Origin of the sequence: Amycolatopsis bartoniae (assembly GCF_014191255.1) — a bacterium.
GTDB classification, from domain to species: domain Bacteria; phylum Actinomycetota; class Actinomycetes; order Mycobacteriales; family Pseudonocardiaceae; genus Amycolatopsis_E; species Amycolatopsis_E bartoniae.
In genome coordinates this window covers 32,925-53,015 of record NZ_JACHWH010000003.1, presented here as the reverse complement: position 1 = coordinate 53,015, position 20,091 = coordinate 32,925, and the positions used below count along the sequence as shown (strand labels likewise).

Below are 20,091 nucleotides of genomic sequence, written 5' to 3'. Positions count from 1 at the left end.
CCCCACCAGGCCGGTCAGGAGTCCGGCGACCCTCCCCCGCCGGATCGCTGGCTCGGCGGCTCGGGCAGGTACTCCCCCGGCCGCTCGGGATCGCAGCCCACCCTCGGCAGCCGGGCGCGGATGCCGCCCGGTGACCGCTCGAACTCGGCCGCGATGTCGGCTATCGGGACGCGTTCGATCCAGCGGCGCTCCAGGTCCGCGTCCTGCTTCGGCGTCCACGGCCGCCCCTGGCTCGCGGGTCGTGCCCGTGTTCTTCGGCCTCCCGGTTCGGTGATCGCCGCGTGGTGCCGCAGCGTCTCGGACAGCACGGAGCCCAGGGCCTCCGCGGCCGCCGGGGCGAGCTCCAGGTGCCCGTCCACGACGGACTCGCCCTGGGGGTCCGCCCCGCCGATGCTCACGATCAGCCGTTGCGGACGCTCGCCGTCCGGCACCGCGCTGACCTCGATGGAATAGGTGTTCTCGCCGGCCCGGATCTTGGTCCGGTGCTCTTCGATGATGTTCATGCCGCGGACGCTAGCGGCACCCTCCGACAATTTTCGTCACCGGGGGCTTCCGGGCGGTCGCGTTCCGAAACTGTCGTACCCCGCTCGTACCGTGCTGGGCACACGACCACGAGCCATCTGGGGGCCGCATGAACCACCACGAACGACAACGCCGCCCCGGCGAGCACACCGGGGCGGCGAAGGCCGGACGATCAGCGCCGCGCGGGGCCCGTCAGCGGCTGAAGGGGCTGCTGCGTGGCGTCCGTGTCGGACTTGGCCGCGGCCCCGGCGGGCACCGGGTCGGGCAGCGGGTCGCACGTGGTGTCGGGGCCGTTGCCCGGCTTGCGCTCGGGCAGCTTGCCCGTGGCCAGGTAGTCCGCCACCTGGTCGTCCACGCACGCGTCACCGGAGAGCGAGTCGGCGTGGGTCATGCCGCCGGGTTCGCTGATCAGCGCCGAGTTCGGGTAGAGGCGGCGCACCTGCAGGCTGCCCTCGAACGGCGTCGCGGCGTCGAGCTCCTCGTCGATGAGCAGGGCGCTCCGCACCTTCGCGCCGTTGATCTTCACCGGCACGCCCGCCTTCGCGGGCCAGAACAGGCAGGGTGCGTTGTACCAGGCGTTGCCCCACGTCTCGAACGGAGCGCGGAAGTACGTCGCAGAGTTGTCGACGCGCCACTTCCCCCAGCTCTGCGGCCACTGGACGTCGCTGCACTGCACCGCGGCGTACACCGCGTACCCGTTGTCGTCGCCCGGGCTTGCGGAGTCGTCGTAGAGCGCCTTGAGCGTCTGCCAGTCGCCGTCGTGCACCCAGCCGCTGAACGCCTTCGCGATGTCCTCCCAGCCGAACCGGTAGTAGCCGGCCTGCAGGAAGATGTCGGTCCACTCGTCCGGCCCGACCACTCCGCCCGCGGGGCTCTGCGCGAGCTTCTGCTGCTGGTCGTACCAGAGCTTCTCGACCGCGTCGCCGGACGTGCCGAGGTGGTAGACGCTGTCGTACTTCGCCACCCAGTCGAAGTAGATCCCGATGTTGTGGTCGAAGGCGATGTCCTGGTCCAGGTTGGCCCGGTACCAGACCTTGCGCGGGTCCACGGTGCTGTCGAGCACCATCCGCCGCACCCGCTGCGGGTACAGCGTCGAGTACACCTGGCCGAGGTAGGTGCCGTAGGAGAAGCCGTAGTAGTTGATCTGCTGCTCGCCGAGCGCCTTGCGCAGCGACTCCATGTCCTGCGCGGAGTCCCTGGTCTTCATGTGGTCGAGCAGTGGCCCGTTCTTCGCGCAGGCCGCGGCGTACGCCTTCGACGAAGCGAGCCAGGTCTGCTCCAGCTGCGGCGTGCGGGGCACGTAGTCGGGCCGGTTGTAGCCGAAGTAGTCCGGGTCGCACGACAGCGCGGGCTTGCTGGCGCCGACGCCACGGGGATCGAAGCCGATCCAGTCGTAGGAGTCCCCGGCGTGGTGGGGCACCGAGCGGCCGAGCACCGAGAGGGTCAGGCCGGATCCGCCGGGGCCTCCCGGGTTGACGAGCATGACCCCCTGCGACTGCGCCGTGGTGTGCCGAACCCGCGAGACCGCGAGCGAGATCTTGGTGCCCTCCGGATCGCGGTAGTCGAGCGGCACCTCGAGGAAGCCGCACTGCGCGCCCGCCTTCTGCAGGCCGGTAGAGGCGCAGGTTCCCCAGGTGATCGGCGCCGGGTCGAACTCCGGCAGCGCCGGAGCCGCGTTCGCCGGGACGGCCGCGACCACGGAGGCGGCGAGCAGGCCGGCCACCGCGAACGCGGAGACGAGTTTGTTCACTTTGGTCCTTTTCGTCGACAATCCCGCTGGGATCCAACGGAAACGAGCAACGTTTCGGTACAACCTTTCGGATCTCGTTCGGTTTCGCCACCCGACATTCGTCGGTACTTCCCCTGGTCACCCGATGGAGGTGGACACTGTGGACGATCTGGTGACGGCGGTCCGGGAATCCCTCGCCGCGGCAGGCGATCCGGAGAAGGCGGTGGAGATGCGCCGCTACATGAAGTCGGCGATGCCGTTCCACGGCGTGCCGAAACCCGTCCGGCAGCAGGTGACCCGCCGGGTGTTCGCCGCTCATCCCTTACCGGACAAGGAGTCCTTCGTCGCGGTCGCGGAGAAGCTGTGGCGGGAGGCGGAGTTCCGGGAGGAGCGTTACGTCGCGATCGACCTGACGGGGAACCGGCCGTACGCGCGGTGGCAGGACACCGGCCTGTTGCCGTTGCACGAAGAGATGATCGTGACTGGGGCCTGGTGGGACTTCGTCGACGAGATCGCCGCGCATCGCGTCGGGCCTTTGCTGCGGGCCCAACCGGCCACAGTGGAGCCCGTCATGCGGCGCTGGGCCGTCGACACCGACCTGTGGCGCCGCCGGACGGCGATCATCTGCCAGCTCGGCGCGAAGGAGGAAACCGACCTGGCACTGCTGAGCTTCGCGATCGAAGCGAACCTCGACGCGCGGGAGTTCTTCCTGCGCAAGGCGATCGGGTGGGCGCTGCGGCAGTACAGTCGGCTCGATCCGGACTGGGTGACGCGCTTCGTCGACACGCATCCCGGGCTTTCGCCGCTGTCGGTGCGCGAAGCGCTCAAGCACGTGCCGCGGTGAGCCGGAGGTGGCTCCGGCTCACCGCGACAGCAGCGTCAGCCCCGCAGGACGGCACCGAACCGCGAGGCCGCCTCGGCGACCGCGGCGTCGCGCGCCTTGGTCGCCTCCTCCACGGTCAGCGTCCGGTCCGGCGCGCGGAAGCGCAGCTTGTAGGCCAGGGAGCGCTTGCCCTCACCCACCTGGTCACCGGTGTAGGCATCGAACAGCGTGACGTCCTCCAGCAGCTCACCGCCGCCCGCAGTGACGGCCTCGGCGAGATCGGCGGCCGGCACCTTGGCGTCCACGACGAGCGCGATGTCCAGCAGTACCGGCGGGTACGGCGAGACCGCCGGGGCCGGCCTGCTCTCGGGCAGCGGGATGGCGTCCAGGTCGAGCTCCATCGCCACCGTGCGCTTCGGCAGCCCGAGCGCCTCGACCACCTTGGGGTGCAGCTCACCGGCATGCCCCACCGGCCAGTCGCCCACGCGCAGCTGGGCGCACCGGCCGGGGTGCCACGGTGCGAGATCCGCGGCCCGGACCCGCAGCTCGACGCCCGCGGCGGCGCCGACGAGCCGCGCGGCCTCGACCGCGTCGGCCCAGTTCGCCTGCTCGCCCTCGCCCCACCAGCCGGAGCGGGCGCGCTGCCCGGCCAGTACCACGGCCACGTGCAGCGGCTGCGGAGGCACGGCGGCCTCGAGCTGGGCCAGCTCCTCGTCGCCCGGCCGGTCACCGACGCCGAGTTCGGGCATCGGGACGGGCGCCGCGCTGGGCAGCACCACCTGGCCGACGTGGAACAGCGCCAGGTCGCGGAAACCGCGGGACACGTTGCGCTGCAGGGTTTCCAGCAGGCCCGGCAGCAGCGAGGTGGCCATCCGGTCCTTGTCGGCCTCCAGCGGGTTCTGCACCTTGACGGTGTGGCGCCGCACGTCGTCACCGGCAAGGCCGAAGGCGTCCCACGTCTCGTCCGACATGAACGGGAACGGCAGCACCTCGACGTACCCGGCTTCGGCCAGTGCGCGCGACACGGTCCGGCGACGGCGCTGGCTCTCGGTGAGCCCGGCGCCGGGCGGAGCGGGCGGCAGCGTGGACGGGATGCTGTCGTAGCCCTCCAGCCGCAGCACCTCCTCCACCAGGTCGGCGGGCTGCAGCAGGTCGCCGCGCCAGCTCGGCGGCACGGCGGTGACCTGCGCGACGCCCTCGTCGGAGGTACTGACCTGGACCTTGCAGCCGATCTGGCCGAGCCTGCGCACGGTCACGCCGCGCTCGTAGCGCACGCCGGCGACCCGGTCCGGCAGGTCGATCGGCATCGTGACCGGTGCCATCGGCTCCACGTGCCCGACATCGGTGCGGCCCGGCTGGATGCTGCCCTCGCCGTACCGGCGCAGCAGGCGCGCGGCGAGCTCGACGGCGGCCGCGCACAGCTGAGGGTCGGTGTAGCGCTCGAAACGCTTCGCCGCCTCGGAGAACAGCTTGTGGCGGCGGGCGGTGCGGCTGATCGACGCCGGGTCCCAGTGCGCCGCTTCGAGGAGCACGTCGGTGCTCTCCGGGCTGATCTCGGTGCTCGCGCCGCCCATGGTCCCCGCCAGCGAGATCACGCCGCTGTCGTCGGCGATGACCACGTCGTCGGGGTCGAGGGCCCGCTCGACGTCGTCGAGGGTGGTCAGCTTCTCGCCCTGCCGCGCGCGGCGGACGACCAGCTCGCCCTTCACCGACGCGGAGTCGAAGGCGTGCAGCGGGTGCCCGAGTTCGAGCATCACGTAGTTGGTCACGTCCACCGCGAGCGAGATGGACCGGATCCCGGCGAGCAGCAGCCTGCGGCGCAGCCACCACGGGGTGGGTGCGGTGGCGTCCAGGCCGGTGACCCGGCGCAGGACGAACCGCTTGCAGCCGTCCTCGCTCTCGATCCGCACCGGCCACGCCTCGCCCTCGGGCTCCGGCAGGTCGATCGCGGCGGGGTCGCCGAACGGCACGTCGAGGGCGCAGGCCAGCTCGCGCGCGAGGCCACGCACCGACAGGGCGTAGCCGCGGTCAGGGGTCGGCACGACGTCCAGCACGGTGTCCTCGAGGCCGAGCACGGCGCGCGCGTCGTCACCCGGGGAGGCCGTGGACGGCGGCAGCACGAGGATGCCGGTGTGGTCGTCGCCGAGGCCGAGCTCGCGGGCGGAGCAGATCATGCCGTCGCTGACGCGGCCGTAGGTCTTGCGCTGGGCGATCGCGAAACCGCCGGGCAGCTCGCTGCCCGGCAGCGCGACCACCACGAGGTCGCCCTCCGCGAAGTTGGTGGCGCCGCAGACGATGCCGCGCGTCTTGAGCCCGTGCGGGCCCGCGTTCTGCTCGTCGCCTTCGTCGTCCGGCAGGTCGTCCTCGCCGGTTTCGACGCGGCAGTACCGGATGGGCTTCTTGAAGCCCGTCAGCTCCTCGATCTCGGCGACACGGCCGACCACGACGGGGCCGCTGATCACGTTGAGGGGCTGGACCTCCTCGATCTCCATCCCGATCCGGACGAAGGCGTCGGCCAGCTCCTGCGGTCCGACCTCGCCGGCGTCGAGATGCTCGAGGAGCCAGCTCACGGGGACTCGCACTATGCCTCCGTTCCGAAGGGAAGGGTGAAGCGAACGTCGCCCTCGACCATGTCGCGCATGTCGGGGATGCCGTTGCGGAACTGCAGGGTGCGCTCGAGACCCATGCCGAACGCGAAGCCGCTGTACACCTGCGGGTCGACCCCGCAGGCGCGCAGCACGTTCGGGTGGACCATGCCGCAGCCGCCCCACTCGACCCAGCCCGGGCCGCCCTTCTTCTCCTCGAACCACACGTCGACCTCGGCCGACGGCTCGGTGAACGGGAAGAAGTGGGGGCGCAGCCTGGTCCGGGAGCGCTCGCCGAACATCGCGCGGGCGAACGCGTCGAGGGTGCCCTTGAGGTTGGCCATCGTGAGCCCCTTGTCCACCGCGAGGCCCTCGACCTGGGAGAAGACGGGGGTGTGCGTGGCGTCCAGCTCGTCGGTGCGGTAGGTGCGGCCGGGGCACACGACGTAGACGGGCAGGTCGCGGTGCAGGAGCGTGCGCGCCTGCACCGGGGAGGTGTGGGTGCGCAACACGAGACCCGAGCCGGGCTCGCCGACGTAGAAGGTGTCCTGCATCTGGCGGGCCGGGTGGTCCTTGCCGAAGTTCAGGGCGTCGAAGTTGAACCACTCGGCCTCGAGCTCCGGGCCCTCGGCGACCTCCCACCCCATCGCGACGAACACGTCGGCGACGCGCTCGCTGATCGTGGTGATGGGGTGGCGGGCGCCGCGGGGCACGCGGTCCCACGGCAGGGTCACGTCGACGGCTTCCTCGCGCAGCACGCGCTCGTCGCGCTCGACCTGCAGCACGGCGCGGCGGGCGTCGAAGGCGCCCTGGATGGCCTGGCGGGCCTCGTTGACGCGCTTGCCCGCCTCGGACTTCTCGTCCTTGGGCAGGGCGCCGATGGCGCGGCGCGCCAGCAGCAGGGGCGAGTGGTCGCCGAGGTGGGCGGGCTTGACGGCGGCCAGCGCGTCGAGGTCCGCCGCCTGGGCGAACTCGGCCTCGGCGTTCTTGATCGCCGCCTGCAGGGTCTCCGGCTTCAGCGCGTCGGCCGGCTGCGGCTCCTGCTTGTCGTTGGCTCCGGACATAACTCCTCAGCGTCCGCTGGACGGGTCCGCGGCTCGGCGCGAGCACACGTAAGCGATTACCGGCAGATTCTAGGCGACTGTCATCCGGTGACGGCCGGTCACCCTCCGCTCGACCTGCGCTGGGCCATGGCACTGCCGTACAGGCAGACGGCGGCGGCGGTCGCCAGGTTGAGGCTTTCGGCCCCGCCGTAGATCGGGATGCGGACGGTTTCGTCCACGGCGTCGAGGACCTCGGCGGGCAGGCCGTGGGCCTCGTTGCCGAAGACCCAAGCCACGGGCTCGTCGAGCGGGACGGCGGGAAGTTCGGTTTCGGCGTAGCCGTGGGCGCCGAGCAGGCGCAACCCTGCGGCGCGGCACGCGGCGAGGACGCGGGCGACGTCGCGCTCGCGGGCGACCGGTGGGTGGAACAGGCTGCCGGCGGAGGCGCGCACGCACTTGCCGTTGTGCGGGTCGACACTGTCGCCGGCCAGGATCACGGCGTCGGCCCCGGCGGCGTCCGCGACACGGATGACGGTGCCCGCATTGCCCGGATCGGCGACATCCACCAGGACGGCGACCAGGCGTGGGATTGACGGGACGCCAACAGCGGCCGCGGGGTTGGGGACGGCGGGAGCATCGGAGGCGGGGGCGGCTGCCGCGGAGGTGGCGACATCAGTGTCAGCCTCATCACGGACAGCGGGGGCCGCGGTTGCGCTACCAGGAGCGGCGGCCTCGCCGATGGTGGCGGAGGGCGAGGTTGCGGAGGTCGACGACTCGCCCGCAGGAGCAGACACCGGCTCCACGGCGGGAGGCGTCAACGTGAGGCGGGCGCCGCCGGGATCCGGGGTCGGCATCGCGGGGGCGCCGCCGGGCGCGGGGTCATCGCTGGGCGACTTCGTGGCAGCGCCGGGCGTCGGGGTGCTGCCGGGCTCAGGCGTGCGGCCGGGCGCGGGGCCATCGCCGGGCAGCGTCGAGCCACTGCCGGACGCCGGGGGGCTGCCGGGCGCCGGGCTACTGCCGGGCGCCGGGCTACTGCCGGGCGCCGGGCTACTGCCGGGTGCCGGGCTACTGCCGGGTGCCGGGCTACTGCCGGGTTCAGGCGTGCGGCCGAGCGCGACGCCATCGCCGGGCGACACCGAGCTACCGCCGGGCAGCGTCGAACCACCGCCAGGCGCCGGGGCGCCGCCGAGCGCCGAACCACCGCCAGGGGCCGAATCACCGCCGGGGGCCGGGGGCAGGACCTCCTCCAGGGGCCTGTCCAGCAGGTCGCAGACCGCGACGATGCCCTGCGGGGTCACCGTCTCCGACAGGGCCGCCGCGGCGCGGTCGGTTACCGGGGAGACTCGGACGCCCGCTTCCCGGGCGGCGGCGACCAGTTCCGGGTGCGCCTGCTCGGCTCGGGTGGTCACGAACAGCTCGTGCACGAAGCCCGGCTCGCGGGCCAAGGCCGCGGCCACCGCGTTCGCGCCCTCCGCCAGGAAGCGGCCCGCCTTCTGGCGGTCCGCTCGCCTCGTCAACCGGCGCGCAGCAACGACCCGGGGGGTCCGTTCGGTGAACGGATCCGCCCCGGGCCGGGTGGTGTTCGTGCTCAGGCCGACTTCTTCTCGGAGTCCGGGCCGGTCGTCACGTTCTGCTTGGCGACCTCCGCCAGCGCCGCGAACGCCGCGGCGTCGTTGACGGCCAGGTCGGCCAGCACCTTCCGGTCGACCTCGACACCGGCGGCCTTGAGGCCCTGGATGAACCGGTTGTAGGTCACGCCGTTCTGCCGGGCCGCCGCGTTGATGCGGGTGATCCACAGCTGGCGGAAGTCACCCTTGCGGGCGCGACGGTCCCGGTAGGCGTAGTTGAGCGAGTGGAGCGTCTGCTCCTTGGCCTTGCGGTACAACCGCGAACGCTGACCGCGGTAGCCGCTGGCCAGTTCGAGGGTTGCGCGACGCTTCTTCTGGGCGTTCACCGCCCGCTTGACGCGTGCCACGGGTCCATCCTGTCGATCTCAGGGGGCGCGGGAGCACCCCGGGTTTACGAAGCGAGTCCTGGAAAGCTCAGCGACCGAGGAGCCGCTTGACCCGGCCCACGTCGTTCTTGGCGATCTCGGTGGTGCCCTCCAGGCGGCGGGCGACCTTGCTGGCCTTCTTCTCCATAATGTGACGACGGCCGGCCCGCTGGCGGCGCAGCTTGCCGCTGCCGGTCACGCGGACTCGCTTGGAAGTCCCGCTGTGCGTCTTCATCTTGGGCATGATTGATCTCCTTCAGAGTGCAGCACACCGGTCGCCCGGTGTGCTGCGGACTGCGTCTGCGCGAAGCCCCGTCAGGACTCGACCGGCTCCTTGGCCGCCTTCTGCTTCGCCTTCGCGTTCTTGTGCGGCGCCAGCACCATGATCATGTTCCGGCCGTCCTGCTTCGGCGAGGACTCCACGTAGCCGAGCTCAGCCACCTCGTCGGCGAGCTTCTGCAGCAGCCGGAACCCGAGCTCGGGCCGGGACTGCTCGCGACCACGGAACATGATGGTCACCTTGACCTTGTTACCAGCGGCGAGGAAGCGGGACACGTGCCCCTTCTTCGTCTCGTAGTCGTGCTGGTCGATCTTGGGACGCAGCTTCTGCTCTTTGATGACGGTCAGCTGCTGGTTGCGGCGTGACTCGCGGGCCTTCTGCGCGCTCTCGTACTTGAACTTGCCGTAGTCCATGAGCCTGCAGACGGGCGGGTGCGCCTGTGCCGCGACCTCGACGAGGTCGAGGTCCGCGTCCTGTGCCAGCCTGAGCGCATCCTCGATCTTGACGATCCCGACCTGCTCACCGTTGGGTCCGACGAGCCGGACCTCCGGAACGCGGATGCGGTCGTTGATGCGTGTCTCGGAACTGATGTGGCCTCCTTGGTCCGAGGAAAGTTGTCCAGCCTGCTCGACCTGGTGCCCACATACCACGGGCCCCGACGCCGGCTTCGTTCTCAACGCCGGCACGCGGGGCCCTGTTCCGATCGCGCCCGCCGATGCGGACGCTTCGCCACCTCGAAGGTGGCGAGACCGGACCCGGCCGCCGGTACGGCAACGCGGGTGGGAGCGGGGCTCCACTTGCGGCCCCCGATCTCTCGGAGGCTGGTCGCACGTGGAAGGGTAGCAGACGTGTCTTACAACGCTTCCCCCCAGCCCGAGAATTCCCCGGGCGTGCGCGAGCTGGAGGACATCCCCAGCGTGGAGGTGATCAGCCGGGCGGCCGTGATGCTCATGTCCGCGGCGGCCGAGCGCCTCGGCCTGGCCGACCCCGACCCGGACTCCAGCCCGCACCGCGACCTCGACGAAGCCCGCCGCCTGATCACCGCGCTCGCGGGACTGGTCACGGCGTCCGCCGAGTACCTCGGCCTGCACGCCGCCCCGCTGCGCGACGGCCTCCAGTCACTCCAGAAGGCCTTCCGCGAGGCCTCCGCCGTGCCCGACGCCCCCGGCCAGGGCCCCGGCGAGAAGTACACCGGCCCCGTCCACTGACACTCCCGCCGCGGGGCCGCAGCAGGCCCCGCGGCGGGGAGTTCTCAGTCGAGGACGGCGAGCGCGTCGATCTCCACCAGCAGCCCCTCCGGCAGGCCCACGTAGACCGTGGTGCGCGCCGCGTACGGCTCCTTCACCAGCTGGTTGTAGACCTCGTTGAACTCCGCGAAGTGCGCGGTGTCGGTCAGGTACACGCGCACCATCACCACGTCGTCGAAGCTCGAACCGGCCGCCGCCAGCACCGCTTCGACGTTCGCGAACGCCTGCCGTGCCTGCTCGGCCACCGTGGTGCCCGCGACCTCGCCCGTGGCGGGGTCGACCCCGACCTGCCCGGCGACCTGCAGGATGTTCCCCTTGCGCACGCCCGGCGAATAGTTCGCGGCGGGTTTCGGCGCGTTCCCGGTGCTGATCGCGACCTTGCCCATCGAATTCCCCTCTCTCACTGTCCCGTCCATCCACTGTGGACGGAGGCTTCCTCCGCGGTGGCGGTCAGCTCGGGCAGCAGCGCGAGCAGGCCGTCGTAGTCGAGCAGCACGCGCGGCACCGACAGCGACACCGCCGCGAGCACCGCGCCGCCGGGCCCGCGCACGGGCGCCGCGACGCAGTGGATGAAGTCCTCGTGCTCGGCGTTGTCGACGGCATAGCCCTGCTCGGCCACGCGCGCCAGCTCGTCGAGGTACGCCTCCGCGGTGGTGATCGTGTTCCCGGTCAGCGCCGGGTACTCCAGCGAACGCGCGATCTCTTCGCGGCGTTCCGGGTCGAACGCGGCGACCAGCACCTTGCCGACGGCCGTGCAGTGCAGCGGGGCGCGCTTGCCGATCCGCGAGTACATCCGCACGCTGTGCCGGCCCTCGTACTTGTCGACGTAGACGACCTCGCCCTCCTCGTACGTGGCGAGGTGCACGGTGTGCCCGGTGCGCGCGTTGAGCGCGGCCAGCGCGGGAGCGGCGCTGCGGCGCACGTCGCGGTCTTCGAGCGCGCGGCTGGCGAGGTCGAACAGCGCGCTGCCGAGCCGGTAGTGCCGCTGCCCCTCGCGCCGCACGAAGTGGTGCGCCTCCAGCGTCCGCAGCAGCCGCAGCACTGTGGACTTGTGCACGCCCAGCTCCTCGGCCAGCGCGTCGAGCGTGTCCGTGCCCCGCGCGAGCGCGCCGAGCACGCTCAGCCCACGATCAAGACTTTGGCTCACAACCGCTCCCATTGACCCGCACGGGTGACGATGCTACATCTACTTCCATCATCATGTGCAATGCCGATTGCACATTACGCAACGGAGTAGCGATGGCGTCCTCTCCCTGCTCGATCGACCAGGCCGCGCTGGCCGCCCTCCGGGCCGAAACGCTCGACTGGCGGTTCAAGGCGGTGCCGCCGGCGTTGTGGGGGCTTTCGCTCGCCGACGCGGCGAAGCGGCGGCTCGACCTGTTCGAGGACGGCTTTCCGGGCCCGGTCGTGGTGCTCGAAGCCGACGCGCTGGAGCACAACCTGCGGACGGTGGCGGCGTGGTGCGCCGAGCACGGCGTGCTGCTCGCGCCGCACGGCAAGACGACCATGGCACCTCAGCTGTTCGCGCGCCAGATCGAGCAGGGCGCGTGGGGCATCACCGCCGCGAATGCGAGCCAACTGCGGGTCTACCGGGCGTTCGGGGTGTCGCGCGTGCTGCTGGCGAACCAGCTGGTCGAGCCGGCCGCGTTGCGCTGGCTCGCGGGCGAGCTGGAGCGTGACCCGGGCTTCGAGTTCAGTTGCTGGGTGGACTCGGTCGCCGCCGTCGAGCTGATGACCGAGGCGTTGCGTGGCACGGCACGGCCGGTGGACGTGCTGGTCGAGCTGGGCGGGGACGGCGGGCGGACCGGCGCGCGGGACGAGGCGACGGCGCTCGCGATCGCGGAAGCCGTGCGGGACAGCCCGGTGCTGCGGCTCGGCGGTGTCAGCGGGTACGAGGGCGCGCTCGCGCACGACAACTCGGCGCGGTCGCGGGAGGTCGTCAGCGCGTACCTCCGCAATCTGCGCGGCCTCGCGATCACGTTGGCGGAGCGGGGCTTCTTCGACGGGCAGATCGTGGTCACGGCCGGGGGCAGCGCGTACTTCGACCTCGTCGTCGCCGAGCTCGCCGGCTGGCCCGACGGCCTCGACGTGCTGACGGTCCTGCGCAGCGGTGCCTACATCACGCACGACGACGGCTTCTACCGGTCCATCTCGCCGCTCACCGACCAACTCCGCCCGGCCTTGCGGGCGTGGGCGCAGGTGACGTCGAAGCCCACCGAGGACCTCGCGCTGCTAACGCTCGGCAAGCGCGACGCCTCCTTCGACGAGGGGCTGCCCGAGCCTCAGCTGGTGCGCCGGGACGGGCAGACGCGGCGGCTGGACGGGCACCGGGTGACCGCGCTGAACGACCAGCACGCGTTCGTCGCACTTCCCGCCGGTTCGCCGCTACGCGTCGGTGACTGGGTCGGCCTGGGCCTGTCGCACCCGTGCACGGTGTTCGACAAGTGGACCCTGCTGCCCGTGGTGGACGGCGGCACCGTCGTCGACTTCGTTCGCACCTACTTCTAGGGACCGGCATGGACACAGTGCTCCGCGGTGCCCGGATCGCCGACGGCACCGGGGCTCCCCTCACGCGTGCCGACGTCCGGATCAGCGAGGGCCGCATCGCCGAGATCGGCCCCTCGCTCACCGGGCGCCGCACGATCGACGCCGGCGGGCTCGTGCTGGCGCCCGGGTTCATCGACATGCACTCGCACTCGGACCTGCAGATCCTCGCCCGGCCCGACCACCTGGCGAAGGTCTCGCAGGGCGTCACGACGGAGGTCCTGGGCCAGGACGGGCTGTCCTACGCCCCGGTCGACGACGAGACCCTCGCGGCGCTGCGCCAGCAGCTCGCGGGCTGGAACGACGACCCGCCGGGCTTCGCGTGGTCGTGGCGCTCGGTCGGCGAGTACCTGGACCGGCTCGACGAGGGCATCGCCGTCAACGCCGCGTACCTGGTGCCGCAGGGCACCGTGCGGATGCTCGTCGTCGGGCACGACGCCCGGCCCGCGACGGAGTCCGAACTGGACCGGATGCGGGAGCTGGTGGCCACCGGGCTGCGCGAGGGCGCGGTGGGCATGTCGTCGGGGCTGACGTACACGCCGGGCATGTACGCGGACACCGCCGAACTGGTCGCGTTGTGCGAGGTCGTCGGCTCGCTCGGCGGCTACTACAGCCCGCACCACCGCAGCTATGGCGCGGGCGCGCTGGAGGCGTTCGCGGAGATGGTCGACGTGTCGCGCCGCGCGCACTGCCCGCTGCACCTGGCGCACGCGACGATGAATTTCTCCGTGAACAAGGGAAAGGCACCCGACCTGCTGCGCCTGCTGGACGAGGCGCTCGACGACGGCGCCGACATCACCCTCGACACCTACCCGTACCTGCCGGGCGCGACCTACCTGTCCGCGCTGCTGCCGAGCTGGTCCGCCGAGGGCGGGCTGGCGGCGACGCTGGCGCGACTGTCCGATCCGGACAGTCGCGAAAGGATCCGTGTCGACATCGAGGAGACCGGTTCCGACGGCGCGCACGGTGTGCCGATCGACTGGGACACCATCGAGATCAACGGCGTGCGCAAGGCGGAGAACGCGCACCTCGTCGGCCACACCGTCGCGGAATCCGCGCGGCGGCAAGGGATCCCGCCCGCGCGGCTGTACTTCGACGTGCTGGTGTCCGAACGGCTGGGCACCTCCTGCCTGATGCACGTCGGGCACGAGGAGAACGTCCGGACGATCATGCGCCACCGCACCCACACCGGCGGCAGCGACGGGCTCCTGGTCGGTGACCGGCCGCACCCGCGGGCGTGGGGCACGTTCCCCCGCTACCTCGGCCACTACGTCCGCGAGCTCGGCGTGCTCGACCTGCCCGAGTGCGTCGCGCACCTGACCGGACGGCCCGCGCGGCGGCTGCGGCTGACCGACCGGGGGCTCGTCAAACCGGGCTACGCGGCCGACCTGGTGCTGTTCGACCCGGCGACGATCCGCGACACCGCCACCTTCGACGACCCGCGGCAACCCGCCGAGGGCATCACCCACGTCTTCGTCAACGGCGTCGCCACGCTCGAAGACGGGTCCCCGACCGGCGCGCTCGCCGGGCATTCGCTGCGGAGGTCCGCTTGATCCACTGGCTGCAACACACGACCGGCGGGCTGCTCGTCCTCGCCGCGGTGTCCATCGCCGTCCTGCTGGCGCTGATCATCAGGCTGAAGGTCGAGCCGTTCATCGCGCTGATCGTGGTGGGCCTGCTGACCGCGCTCGCCGCGGGCCTGCCCGTCGGCACGATCGTCGGCACCGCGCAGAAGACGTCGGACTCCTTGCTGGAAAAGGGTTTCGGCAGCATCCTCGGGCACATCACGGCGATCATCGGCCTGGGCACGCTGCTCGGGTCGATCCTGGAACGCTCCGGTGGCGCCCGCGTGCTGACCGGTGCGCTGCTGCGGGCGTTCGGCGAGAAGCGCGCCCCGCTCGCGATGGGGCTCGCGGGCCTGATCTTCGGCATCCCGGTGTTCTTCGACATCGGCATCTTCGTGCTGGCGCCGCTGGTGTACGTCGCGGCGCGCCAGGGCGGCCGGTCGATCCTGCTGTACTGCCTGCCGCTGCTCGCGGGCCTGTCCATGACGCACGCGTTCATCCCGCCGCACCCCGGCCCGGTCGCCGCGGCCGGGCTGCTGCACGTGGACCTCGGCTGGATCATCCTGATGGGCGCCGTGTGCGGGATTCCGGCGTGGTTCGTCAGCGGCGTGCTGTTCCCGACGTGGATCGGCAAGCGGATGAACCGGCCGGTGCCCGCGGAGATGATCGTCGTCGACGAGGAGGAGGACGAGCACCCGCCGTCGCTGGGGCTGGTCACCGGGATCATCGCGGTACCGCTCGTGCTGATCCTGGCCGGCACGTTCGGCAGCATCTGGCTGCCCAAGGACTCGACGCTCGCGGGCATCGCCGCGTTCGTCGGCACGCCCGCGGTCGCGCTGACGATCACCGTGCTGCTCGCGTCGTGGCTGCTGGGCTACCGCCGCGGGATGACGGGCAAGCACCTGTCCGAGCTGGCCGCCGCGTCGTTGCGGCCGGTCGCGATGCTGCTGCTGGTGGTCGGCGCCGGGGCGTTCTTCGGCGCGGTGCTGTCGGCGACCGGGATCGGCAAGGCCGTCGCGGACTCGCTGCACGACGCCGGGCTGCCGGTGATCTTCGCGGCGTACGTGATCAGCTGCGGGCTGCGGGTCGCGCAGGGCTCGGCGACCGTCGCGATCGTGACCACGAGCGGCATCATCGCGCCGACCGTGACCGAGCTGCACTACTCGCAGGTGCAGCTGGCGCTGCTGGTGGTCGCGATCTCCGCCGGGTCGATCATCGCCTCGCACGTCAACGACGGCGGGTTCTGGATCGTCTCGCGCTACTTCGGGCTGTCGGTCTCCGACACCCTCAAGACCTGGACCGTGCTGGAAACCCTGTTGTCCGTCACCGGTTTCGCCGTCGCCGCCGTGCTGATGGCGCTCGTGTAGGAGGTCGAAGTGTCCCCGCTCCCCCGCCGCGCTTTCCTCGGCGCCACCGCGTTGGCGCTCACCGCCACCCCCGCTCTCGCCAGTCCGAAGCGGACCGCGTTCGTCGGCAGCTACACCAGTTCCGAGCCCGCCGGGCACGGGCTGGACGTCGTCACCGTCGGCACCCCGGGCCTGCGCGCGGACCACACCGTGCCCGGCGTCCCGGACGCGTCGTGGTTCGCTCGCCGCGGCAACGTCCTGTACTCCACCAACGAGAGCGACACCGGCACGGTCACCGCGCTGGACGTGAGCGGCAGGATCCTCGGCACCCGGCCGACGCTCGGTTCGCTGCCCACGCACCTGTCCGTGCACCCGAGCGGGAAGTACCTGCTGACCGCCAACTACGGCTCGGGATCCGTTGTGGTGCACCCGATCCTGGCCGGCGGCAGGCTCGGCGAGGCCACGGACCTGGTGCAGCACAGCGCGGCGAGCGGGGAGCCGCACGCGCACCAGGTGGTGACCGACCCGAGCGGCCGCTGGGTGCTGTCGGTGGACCTGGGCGCGGACTCGGTGTACGTCTACCGGCTCGACGGCGGCAGGCTGACGCTGCACCAGCAGCTCGAACTGCCCGCCGGGACCGGGCCCCGGCACCTGACCTTCCACCCCGCGGGCCCGCTGGCGTACCTGGCGTGCGAACTGACGCCGGTGGTCACCGTGCTGGGCTGGCACGCCGGAACCGGCACCCTCACCGCGGAGCAGGTTGTGGACACCGCCACCTCGCCGGGGCCCAACTACCCCGGGGAGATCGCCGCGTCCGCGGACGGCCGGTTCGTCTACACCTCGGTGCGCGGGGAGAACACGATCGCCACGTTCGCGGTGCGGGGACGGGAACTCCAGCGCCTGGGCGAGAACGTGCCCACCGGCGGGGTGTGGCCGCGGCACTTCACGTTCGACACGGGGCAGCGCTGGCTGTACGTGTCGAACCAGCGGTCGGGCACCGTGACGTGGCTGCCCCGCGACCCGGCCACCGGTGCGCTGGGCACGGCGCGGGGTTCGCTCGCGGTGCCGTCGGTCGCGGTGGTGCTGTTGTAATGGGTGGATGAACGTCTGGTTCACCGCCGACACCCACTTCGACCACCAGCTGGTCGCGGGGCTGCGTGGCTTCGGCTCACCGGCCGAGCACGACGAGTTCGTGGTGCAGCGGTGGAACGCGACCGTGCACCCCGGCGACCAGGTGTGGCACCTCGGCGACGTCGGCATGGGGCGGCTGGCCCGCTTCGCCGGCGTGCTGCGGCAGCTGCACGGGGAGCTGCACCTGGTCACCGGGAACCACGACGAGCCGTGGCCCGGGCTGCGGCAGGCGTACCAGCACCAGCGCGCATGGTTGGAGCACTTCGCCTCCGTGCAGGCGTTCGCGCGGCGGCGGATCGGCGGGCGCAACGTCCTGCTGAGCCACTTCCCGTACGAGGGCGACCACACCGAGGACGACCGCGCGTCGCAGTACCGGCTGCCCGACGAAGGGTTGCCGTTGCTGCACGGGCACGTGCACGGCGCGTGGCGGCGCCACGGCCGTCAGCTGAACGTCGGCCTCGACGTGAGCGATCTGCGGCCGGTCCACCTCGACGAGATCGCCGCCGAACTGGACCGGCCGGGCTGAGTCACTGCTGCGGGTAGCCCTGCTGCGGCTGCTGGTACTGCTGCGGCTGGGCGTACTGCTGCTGGTACTGCTGGGGCGCAGCCTGCTGCGGCGCCGCCTGCTGGCCCTGCTCGGCGCCTTCGGGCACGACGTAGACCGCGGTGCCGTACGCGGCGATCTCGCTCGCCGTCTGGGCGATCTCGTTGCAGTCGAAGCGCAGCGCGAGCACCGCGTTCGCGCCGTAGTTCATCGCCTCCTGCGCGAGCCGGCCGAGCGCCTCGTGCCGGGAGTCGGAGAGCAGTTTGGACAGACCCTTCAGCTCACCGCCCGCCATCGCCTTGAAGCCCGCGCCCATGGTGGAGAACATGTTGCGGCTGCGCACGGTGAGACCGAAGACCTCGCCGTACACCCGGACCACCTTGTAGCCCGGCAAATCGTTCATCGTGGACAGCAGGATCGGGAACTGCTGCTGGGGGTATCCCTGGGTCATGCCCGCAGACTAGGCGATCATGCCTGCGCGCGGTACCAAACCTCAGGTCTGCCCACCTGTCCGTAGCGCGGCTCACGCCGGGCGAGCCCGTTGTCGGCCAGGTACTCCAGATAACGGCGGGCGGTCACGCGCGAAACGCCGGTCGCCTCGGCGGCCGCGCTCGCGGGCAGGCCGTCCGGTTCGGCGCGCAGGGTCGCCACGATCGCGTCGAGGGTCTGCGTGCTCATGCCCTTCGGCAACGCGGTGCGGCCCGGCGTGCTCAGCGTCGCGAGTGCACGGTCCACGTCGGTCTGGTCGCTCGCTTCGCCCGTGCTTTCGCGGAAACGCGCGTAGCGCTCCAGCTTGTCGCGAAGGGACGCGAAGGTGAACGGCTTGAGCAGGTACTGCACGATCCCGGCGGACACCGCCGCCTTCACCACCGCGAGGTCGCGCGCGGAGGTCACGGCGATGACGTCCACCGCGCTGCCGGACGCCCGCAGCGCGCGGCACACCGCGAGCCCGTGCGTGTCCGGCAGGTAGAAGTCGAGCAGGACGAGGTCGACGGTGTGCCGTTCGCAGAACCGCAGCGCCTCCGCGCCGGAGTGCACCACCCCCGCGACGGTGAACCCGGCGACGCGCTCGACGTACTGGCGGTGTGCCTCGGCGGCGACCGGGTCGTCCTCGACCACGAGCACCAGGATCATCGGGCGGCCTCCTGCCGCAGCGGCAGCCGGACGGTGAACACCGCACCGCCGTCGTTGTCGAGCGCGATTTCGCCACCGTAGCGGCGCACCACCTGCCCGACCAGCGCCAGGCCGAGGCCGTGCCCGACCGGGCCCTCCTGCGGTTTCGTCGACCAGCCGCGCTGGAACACCGCGGTGCGCGCGGACTCCGCCACGCCCGGGCCGCTGTCGGCCACGCGCAGGAGCAGCTCGCCGTCCCCGCCCCGCACGGTGACCGTCACGCGGGGCCGCGCGGCGGCGGCGTTTTCGATGGCGGCGTCGATCGCGTTGTCGACCAGGTTGCCCAGGACGGTCACGAGGTCGCGGGGTTCGAGGTCCAGCTCGTCGAGCGCGGTGTCGTCGGAGAGCACCAGCTCCACGCCGCGCTCGCTCGCCTCCGCCGCCTTGCCGAGCAGCAACGCGGCGAGCACGGGCTCGGCCACCGCGCCCATGACCCGGTCGGTCAGCCGCTGCGCGATCTCCAGCTCGGCCGTCGCGAACTCGACCGCCTCCTCGTCGCGGCCCATCTCGACCAGCGACACCACGGTGTGCAGCCGGTTCGCGGCCTCGTGTGCCTGGGAACGCAGGGATTCCGCGAGGCCCCGGGTGGTGTTCAGCTCGCCGGTCAGCAGCTGCAGGTCCGTGTGGTCCCGCAACGTCACCACGACACCACGCGCCTGCTCGCCCGACCGCACCGGCGCGGTGCTGACCACGAGGACGCGGGTGTCGGTCAGGTGGATCTCGTCGGTGCGTGGTTCGCCTGAAGAAAAGGTCGCCACCAGTTCCTGCGGCAGGCCCAGCTCCGCGACCGGCCTGCCGACCGGATCGCCGCCGAGTCCGAGCAGTTCGCGAGCCGCGTCGTTGCACAGCACCACGCGGCGGTCGTCGCCGAGCAGCACCAGCCCTTCGCGGACGGCGTGCAGGGTGGCCTCGTAGTAGGCGAACACGCTGCTCAGCTCCGCCGGGGCGAGGCCGCGGGTCTGCCGCCGCAGCCGGGCGCTGACGAGCACACTGCCCGCGACGCCGACGACGAGCACCGCCGCGGCGACCGCGACCAGCGGTTCGAGCCGCTCGGCGAGCTCCGCCGAGATCGCCTCGATCCTGATGCCCACGGCCACCAGCGCGACGACCCGGCGGTGCGCGTCGAACACCGGGACCACCGACCGCATCGACGGGCCGAGCGTGCCGGTGTAGGTCTCGGTGACCACGCCGCCCCGCACCGCCTGCGCCGTGTTGCCGAGGAACCGCTGCCCGATCACGGCCGGGTTCGGGTGGGTGTAGCGGACGCCGTCCGGGGTCATGATCGTGACGAAGTCGACGTGGGTGTCGGCGCGCACCTGCTCGGCGTACGGCTGCAGCCGCGCCGTCGGGTCCGCAGTGGACAGCGCTTCGAGCACGGTCGGCGCGTCGGCGACCGTGCGGGAGATCCCGAGGACCTCCTCGGTGGCCCGGTCGTTCGCCGCGTTCGAGGCGTCGAGGTAGGCCAGCCCGGCGCCGACGCCGACCAGTGCGACGACTCCCGCGACCTGCACCAGCAGCAGCTGGCGGGCGAGACTCCAGCGCCGGTTCCGCATCCGTCGACGATAG

20 protein-coding genes and 1 pseudogene are annotated in these 20,091 nt (G+C 71.9%); 7 read left to right on the top strand and 14 right to left on the bottom strand.

Annotation, left to right across the window (positions count from 1 at the left end):
- Positions 1 to 14: 14 nt before the first annotated feature.
- Both FHX82_RS16925 and FHX82_RS16920 read right to left on the bottom strand, forming a co-directional pair.
- A complete protein-coding gene (locus FHX82_RS16925; RefSeq protein ID WP_145938987.1) occupies positions 15 to 503 on the bottom strand; it encodes a helix-turn-helix domain containing protein in 489 nt (162 codons plus the stop codon).
- Between the two features lie 191 nt (positions 504 to 694).
- Entirely contained in the window at positions 695 to 2,272 is a 1,578-nt protein-coding gene (locus tag FHX82_RS16920) for an alpha/beta hydrolase (RefSeq protein WP_145938988.1), read from the bottom strand.
- 130 nt (positions 2,273 to 2,402) lie between these two features.
- Between FHX82_RS16920 and FHX82_RS16915 the strand changes: the two genes are divergently transcribed.
- Entirely contained in the window at positions 2,403 to 3,095 is a 693-nt protein-coding gene (locus FHX82_RS16915; protein ID WP_145938992.1) for a DNA alkylation repair protein, read from the top strand.
- A 35-nt stretch (positions 3,096 to 3,130) separates the two neighbouring features.
- On the opposite strand, the gene pheT is transcribed toward FHX82_RS16915, so the two are convergent.
- The 7 genes and pseudogenes from pheT to infC form a co-directional block, all read right to left on the bottom strand.
- A complete protein-coding gene (gene pheT, locus FHX82_RS16910; protein ID WP_145938989.1) occupies positions 3,131 to 5,656 on the bottom strand; it encodes a phenylalanine--tRNA ligase subunit beta in 2,526 nt (841 codons plus the stop codon).
- Positions 5,656 to 6,723 carry a phenylalanine--tRNA ligase subunit alpha gene (gene pheS / locus FHX82_RS16905; RefSeq protein ID WP_145938990.1) on the bottom strand — a complete coding sequence of 356 codons (1,068 nt, stop codon included), beginning with the start codon at positions 6,721 to 6,723 and terminating at the stop codon, positions 5,656 to 5,658. Before pheS ends, pheT begins: the two co-directional genes overlap by 1 nt.
- A 98-nt stretch (positions 6,724 to 6,821) precedes the next feature.
- The gene (locus tag FHX82_RS37995) at positions 6,822 to 7,556 is read right to left on the bottom strand and encodes a TrmH family RNA methyltransferase (protein WP_373308702.1); all 735 of its coding nucleotides are present in this window, start codon (positions 7,554 to 7,556) and stop codon (positions 6,822 to 6,824) included.
- Between the two features lie 468 nt (positions 7,557 to 8,024).
- A pseudogene (locus FHX82_RS38180) lies at positions 8,025 to 8,219 on the bottom strand (RNA methyltransferase substrate-binding domain-containing protein); the annotation flags it as partial.
- Between the two features lie 71 nt (positions 8,220 to 8,290).
- Positions 8,291 to 8,677, bottom strand: coding sequence for a 50S ribosomal protein L20 (rplT, locus tag FHX82_RS16890; protein WP_145938800.1), 387 nt, complete (start codon positions 8,675 to 8,677; stop codon positions 8,291 to 8,293).
- 67 nt (positions 8,678 to 8,744) lie between these two features.
- Complete coding sequence (rpmI, locus tag FHX82_RS16885) at positions 8,745 to 8,939, bottom strand: 50S ribosomal protein L35 (RefSeq protein WP_145938801.1); 195 nt, start codon at positions 8,937 to 8,939, stop codon at positions 8,745 to 8,747.
- Between the two features lie 71 nt (positions 8,940 to 9,010).
- Positions 9,011 to 9,625 (bottom strand): translation initiation factor IF-3, encoded by a 615-nt coding sequence (gene infC / locus FHX82_RS16880; RefSeq protein WP_145938802.1) that lies wholly within the window; start codon positions 9,623 to 9,625, stop codon positions 9,011 to 9,013.
- A gap of 198 nt (positions 9,626 to 9,823) precedes the next feature.
- Here infC and FHX82_RS16875 point away from each other — a divergent pair, with 198 nt between their 5' ends.
- Entirely contained in the window at positions 9,824 to 10,183 is a 360-nt protein-coding gene (locus tag FHX82_RS16875) for a DUF1844 domain-containing protein (RefSeq protein ID WP_145938803.1), read from the top strand.
- A gap of 44 nt (positions 10,184 to 10,227) precedes the next feature.
- On the opposite strand, the gene FHX82_RS16870 is transcribed toward FHX82_RS16875, so the two are convergent.
- Positions 10,228 to 10,608 (bottom strand): RidA family protein, encoded by a 381-nt coding sequence (locus tag FHX82_RS16870; protein WP_145938817.1) that lies wholly within the window; start codon positions 10,606 to 10,608, stop codon positions 10,228 to 10,230.
- Positions 10,609 to 10,622: 14 nt separating this feature from the next.
- Positions 10,623 to 11,369 carry an IclR family transcriptional regulator gene (locus FHX82_RS16865; protein ID WP_145938804.1) on the bottom strand — a complete coding sequence of 249 codons (747 nt, stop codon included), beginning with the start codon at positions 11,367 to 11,369 and terminating at the stop codon, positions 10,623 to 10,625.
- A gap of 92 nt (positions 11,370 to 11,461) precedes the next feature.
- Between FHX82_RS16865 and FHX82_RS16860 the strand changes: the two genes are divergently transcribed.
- From FHX82_RS16860 to FHX82_RS16840, 5 genes are read left to right on the top strand one after another with little or no spacing between them, the layout of a single operon-like run.
- Complete coding sequence (locus FHX82_RS16860; protein WP_145938805.1) at positions 11,462 to 12,730, top strand: amino acid deaminase; 1,269 nt, start codon at positions 11,462 to 11,464, stop codon at positions 12,728 to 12,730.
- Between the two features lie 8 nt (positions 12,731 to 12,738).
- On the top strand, positions 12,739 to 14,319 hold the full coding sequence (locus tag FHX82_RS16855) for an N-acyl-D-amino-acid deacylase family protein (RefSeq protein WP_145938806.1): 1,581 nt from the start codon (positions 12,739 to 12,741) through the stop codon (positions 14,317 to 14,319).
- Positions 14,316 to 15,698, top strand: a complete 1,383-nt coding sequence (locus tag FHX82_RS16850) for a GntP family permease (RefSeq protein ID WP_145938807.1) — start codon at positions 14,316 to 14,318, stop codon at positions 15,696 to 15,698. The genes FHX82_RS16855 and FHX82_RS16850 overlap by 4 nt, the downstream gene beginning before the upstream one ends.
- 9 nt (positions 15,699 to 15,707) lie before the next feature.
- Complete coding sequence (locus FHX82_RS16845) at positions 15,708 to 16,769, top strand: lactonase family protein (protein ID WP_145938808.1); 1,062 nt, start codon at positions 15,708 to 15,710, stop codon at positions 16,767 to 16,769.
- 7 nt (positions 16,770 to 16,776) lie between these two features.
- Entirely contained in the window at positions 16,777 to 17,334 is a 558-nt protein-coding gene (locus FHX82_RS16840; RefSeq protein ID WP_145938809.1) for a metallophosphoesterase family protein, read from the top strand.
- Position 17,335: 1 nt separating this feature from the next.
- On the opposite strand, the gene FHX82_RS16835 is transcribed toward FHX82_RS16840, so the two are convergent.
- The 3 genes from FHX82_RS16835 to FHX82_RS16825 are packed head-to-tail and all read right to left on the bottom strand — an operon-like array spanning position 17,336 to position 20,078.
- Positions 17,336 to 17,803 carry a YbjQ family protein gene (locus FHX82_RS16835; RefSeq protein ID WP_145938810.1) on the bottom strand — a complete coding sequence of 156 codons (468 nt, stop codon included), beginning with the start codon at positions 17,801 to 17,803 and terminating at the stop codon, positions 17,336 to 17,338.
- A gap of 17 nt (positions 17,804 to 17,820) precedes the next feature.
- A complete protein-coding gene (locus FHX82_RS16830; RefSeq protein WP_145938811.1) occupies positions 17,821 to 18,486 on the bottom strand; it encodes a response regulator in 666 nt (221 codons plus the stop codon).
- Positions 18,483 to 20,078 carry a sensor histidine kinase gene (locus tag FHX82_RS16825; RefSeq protein ID WP_145938812.1) on the bottom strand — a complete coding sequence of 532 codons (1,596 nt, stop codon included), beginning with the start codon at positions 20,076 to 20,078 and terminating at the stop codon, positions 18,483 to 18,485. Before FHX82_RS16825 ends, FHX82_RS16830 begins: the two co-directional genes overlap by 4 nt.
- Positions 20,079 to 20,091: the final 13 nt, after the last annotated feature.

Coding starts and splice junctions, on each gene's coding strand:
- FHX82_RS16925 (WP_145938987.1), bottom strand. CDS start 503: ATGAACATCATCGAAGAGCACCGGACCAAGATCCGGGCCGGCGAGAAC.
- pheS (WP_145938990.1), bottom strand. CDS start 6,723: ATGTCCGGAGCCAACGACAAGCAGGAGCCGCAGCCGGCCGACGCGCTG.
- FHX82_RS37995 (WP_373308702.1), bottom strand. CDS start 7,556: ATGCCGACCCCGGATCCCGGCGGCGCCCGCCTCACGTTGACGCCTCCC.
- rpmI (WP_145938801.1), bottom strand. CDS start 8,939: ATGCCCAAGATGAAGACGCACAGCGGGACTTCCAAGCGAGTCCGCGTG.
- FHX82_RS16870 (WP_145938817.1), bottom strand. CDS start 10,608: ATGGGCAAGGTCGCGATCAGCACCGGGAACGCGCCGAAACCCGCCGCG.
- FHX82_RS16860 (WP_145938805.1), top strand. CDS start 11,462: ATGGCGTCCTCTCCCTGCTCGATCGACCAGGCCGCGCTGGCCGCCCTC.
- FHX82_RS16855 (WP_145938806.1), top strand. CDS start 12,739: ATGGACACAGTGCTCCGCGGTGCCCGGATCGCCGACGGCACCGGGGCT.
- FHX82_RS16840 (WP_145938809.1), top strand. CDS start 16,777: ATGAACGTCTGGTTCACCGCCGACACCCACTTCGACCACCAGCTGGTC.
- FHX82_RS16835 (WP_145938810.1), bottom strand. CDS start 17,803: ATGACCCAGGGATACCCCCAGCAGCAGTTCCCGATCCTGCTGTCCACG.
- FHX82_RS16830 (WP_145938811.1), bottom strand. CDS start 18,486: ATGATCCTGGTGCTCGTGGTCGAGGACGACCCGGTCGCCGCCGAGGCA.
- FHX82_RS16825 (WP_145938812.1), bottom strand. CDS start 20,078: ATGCGGAACCGGCGCTGGAGTCTCGCCCGCCAGCTGCTGCTGGTGCAG.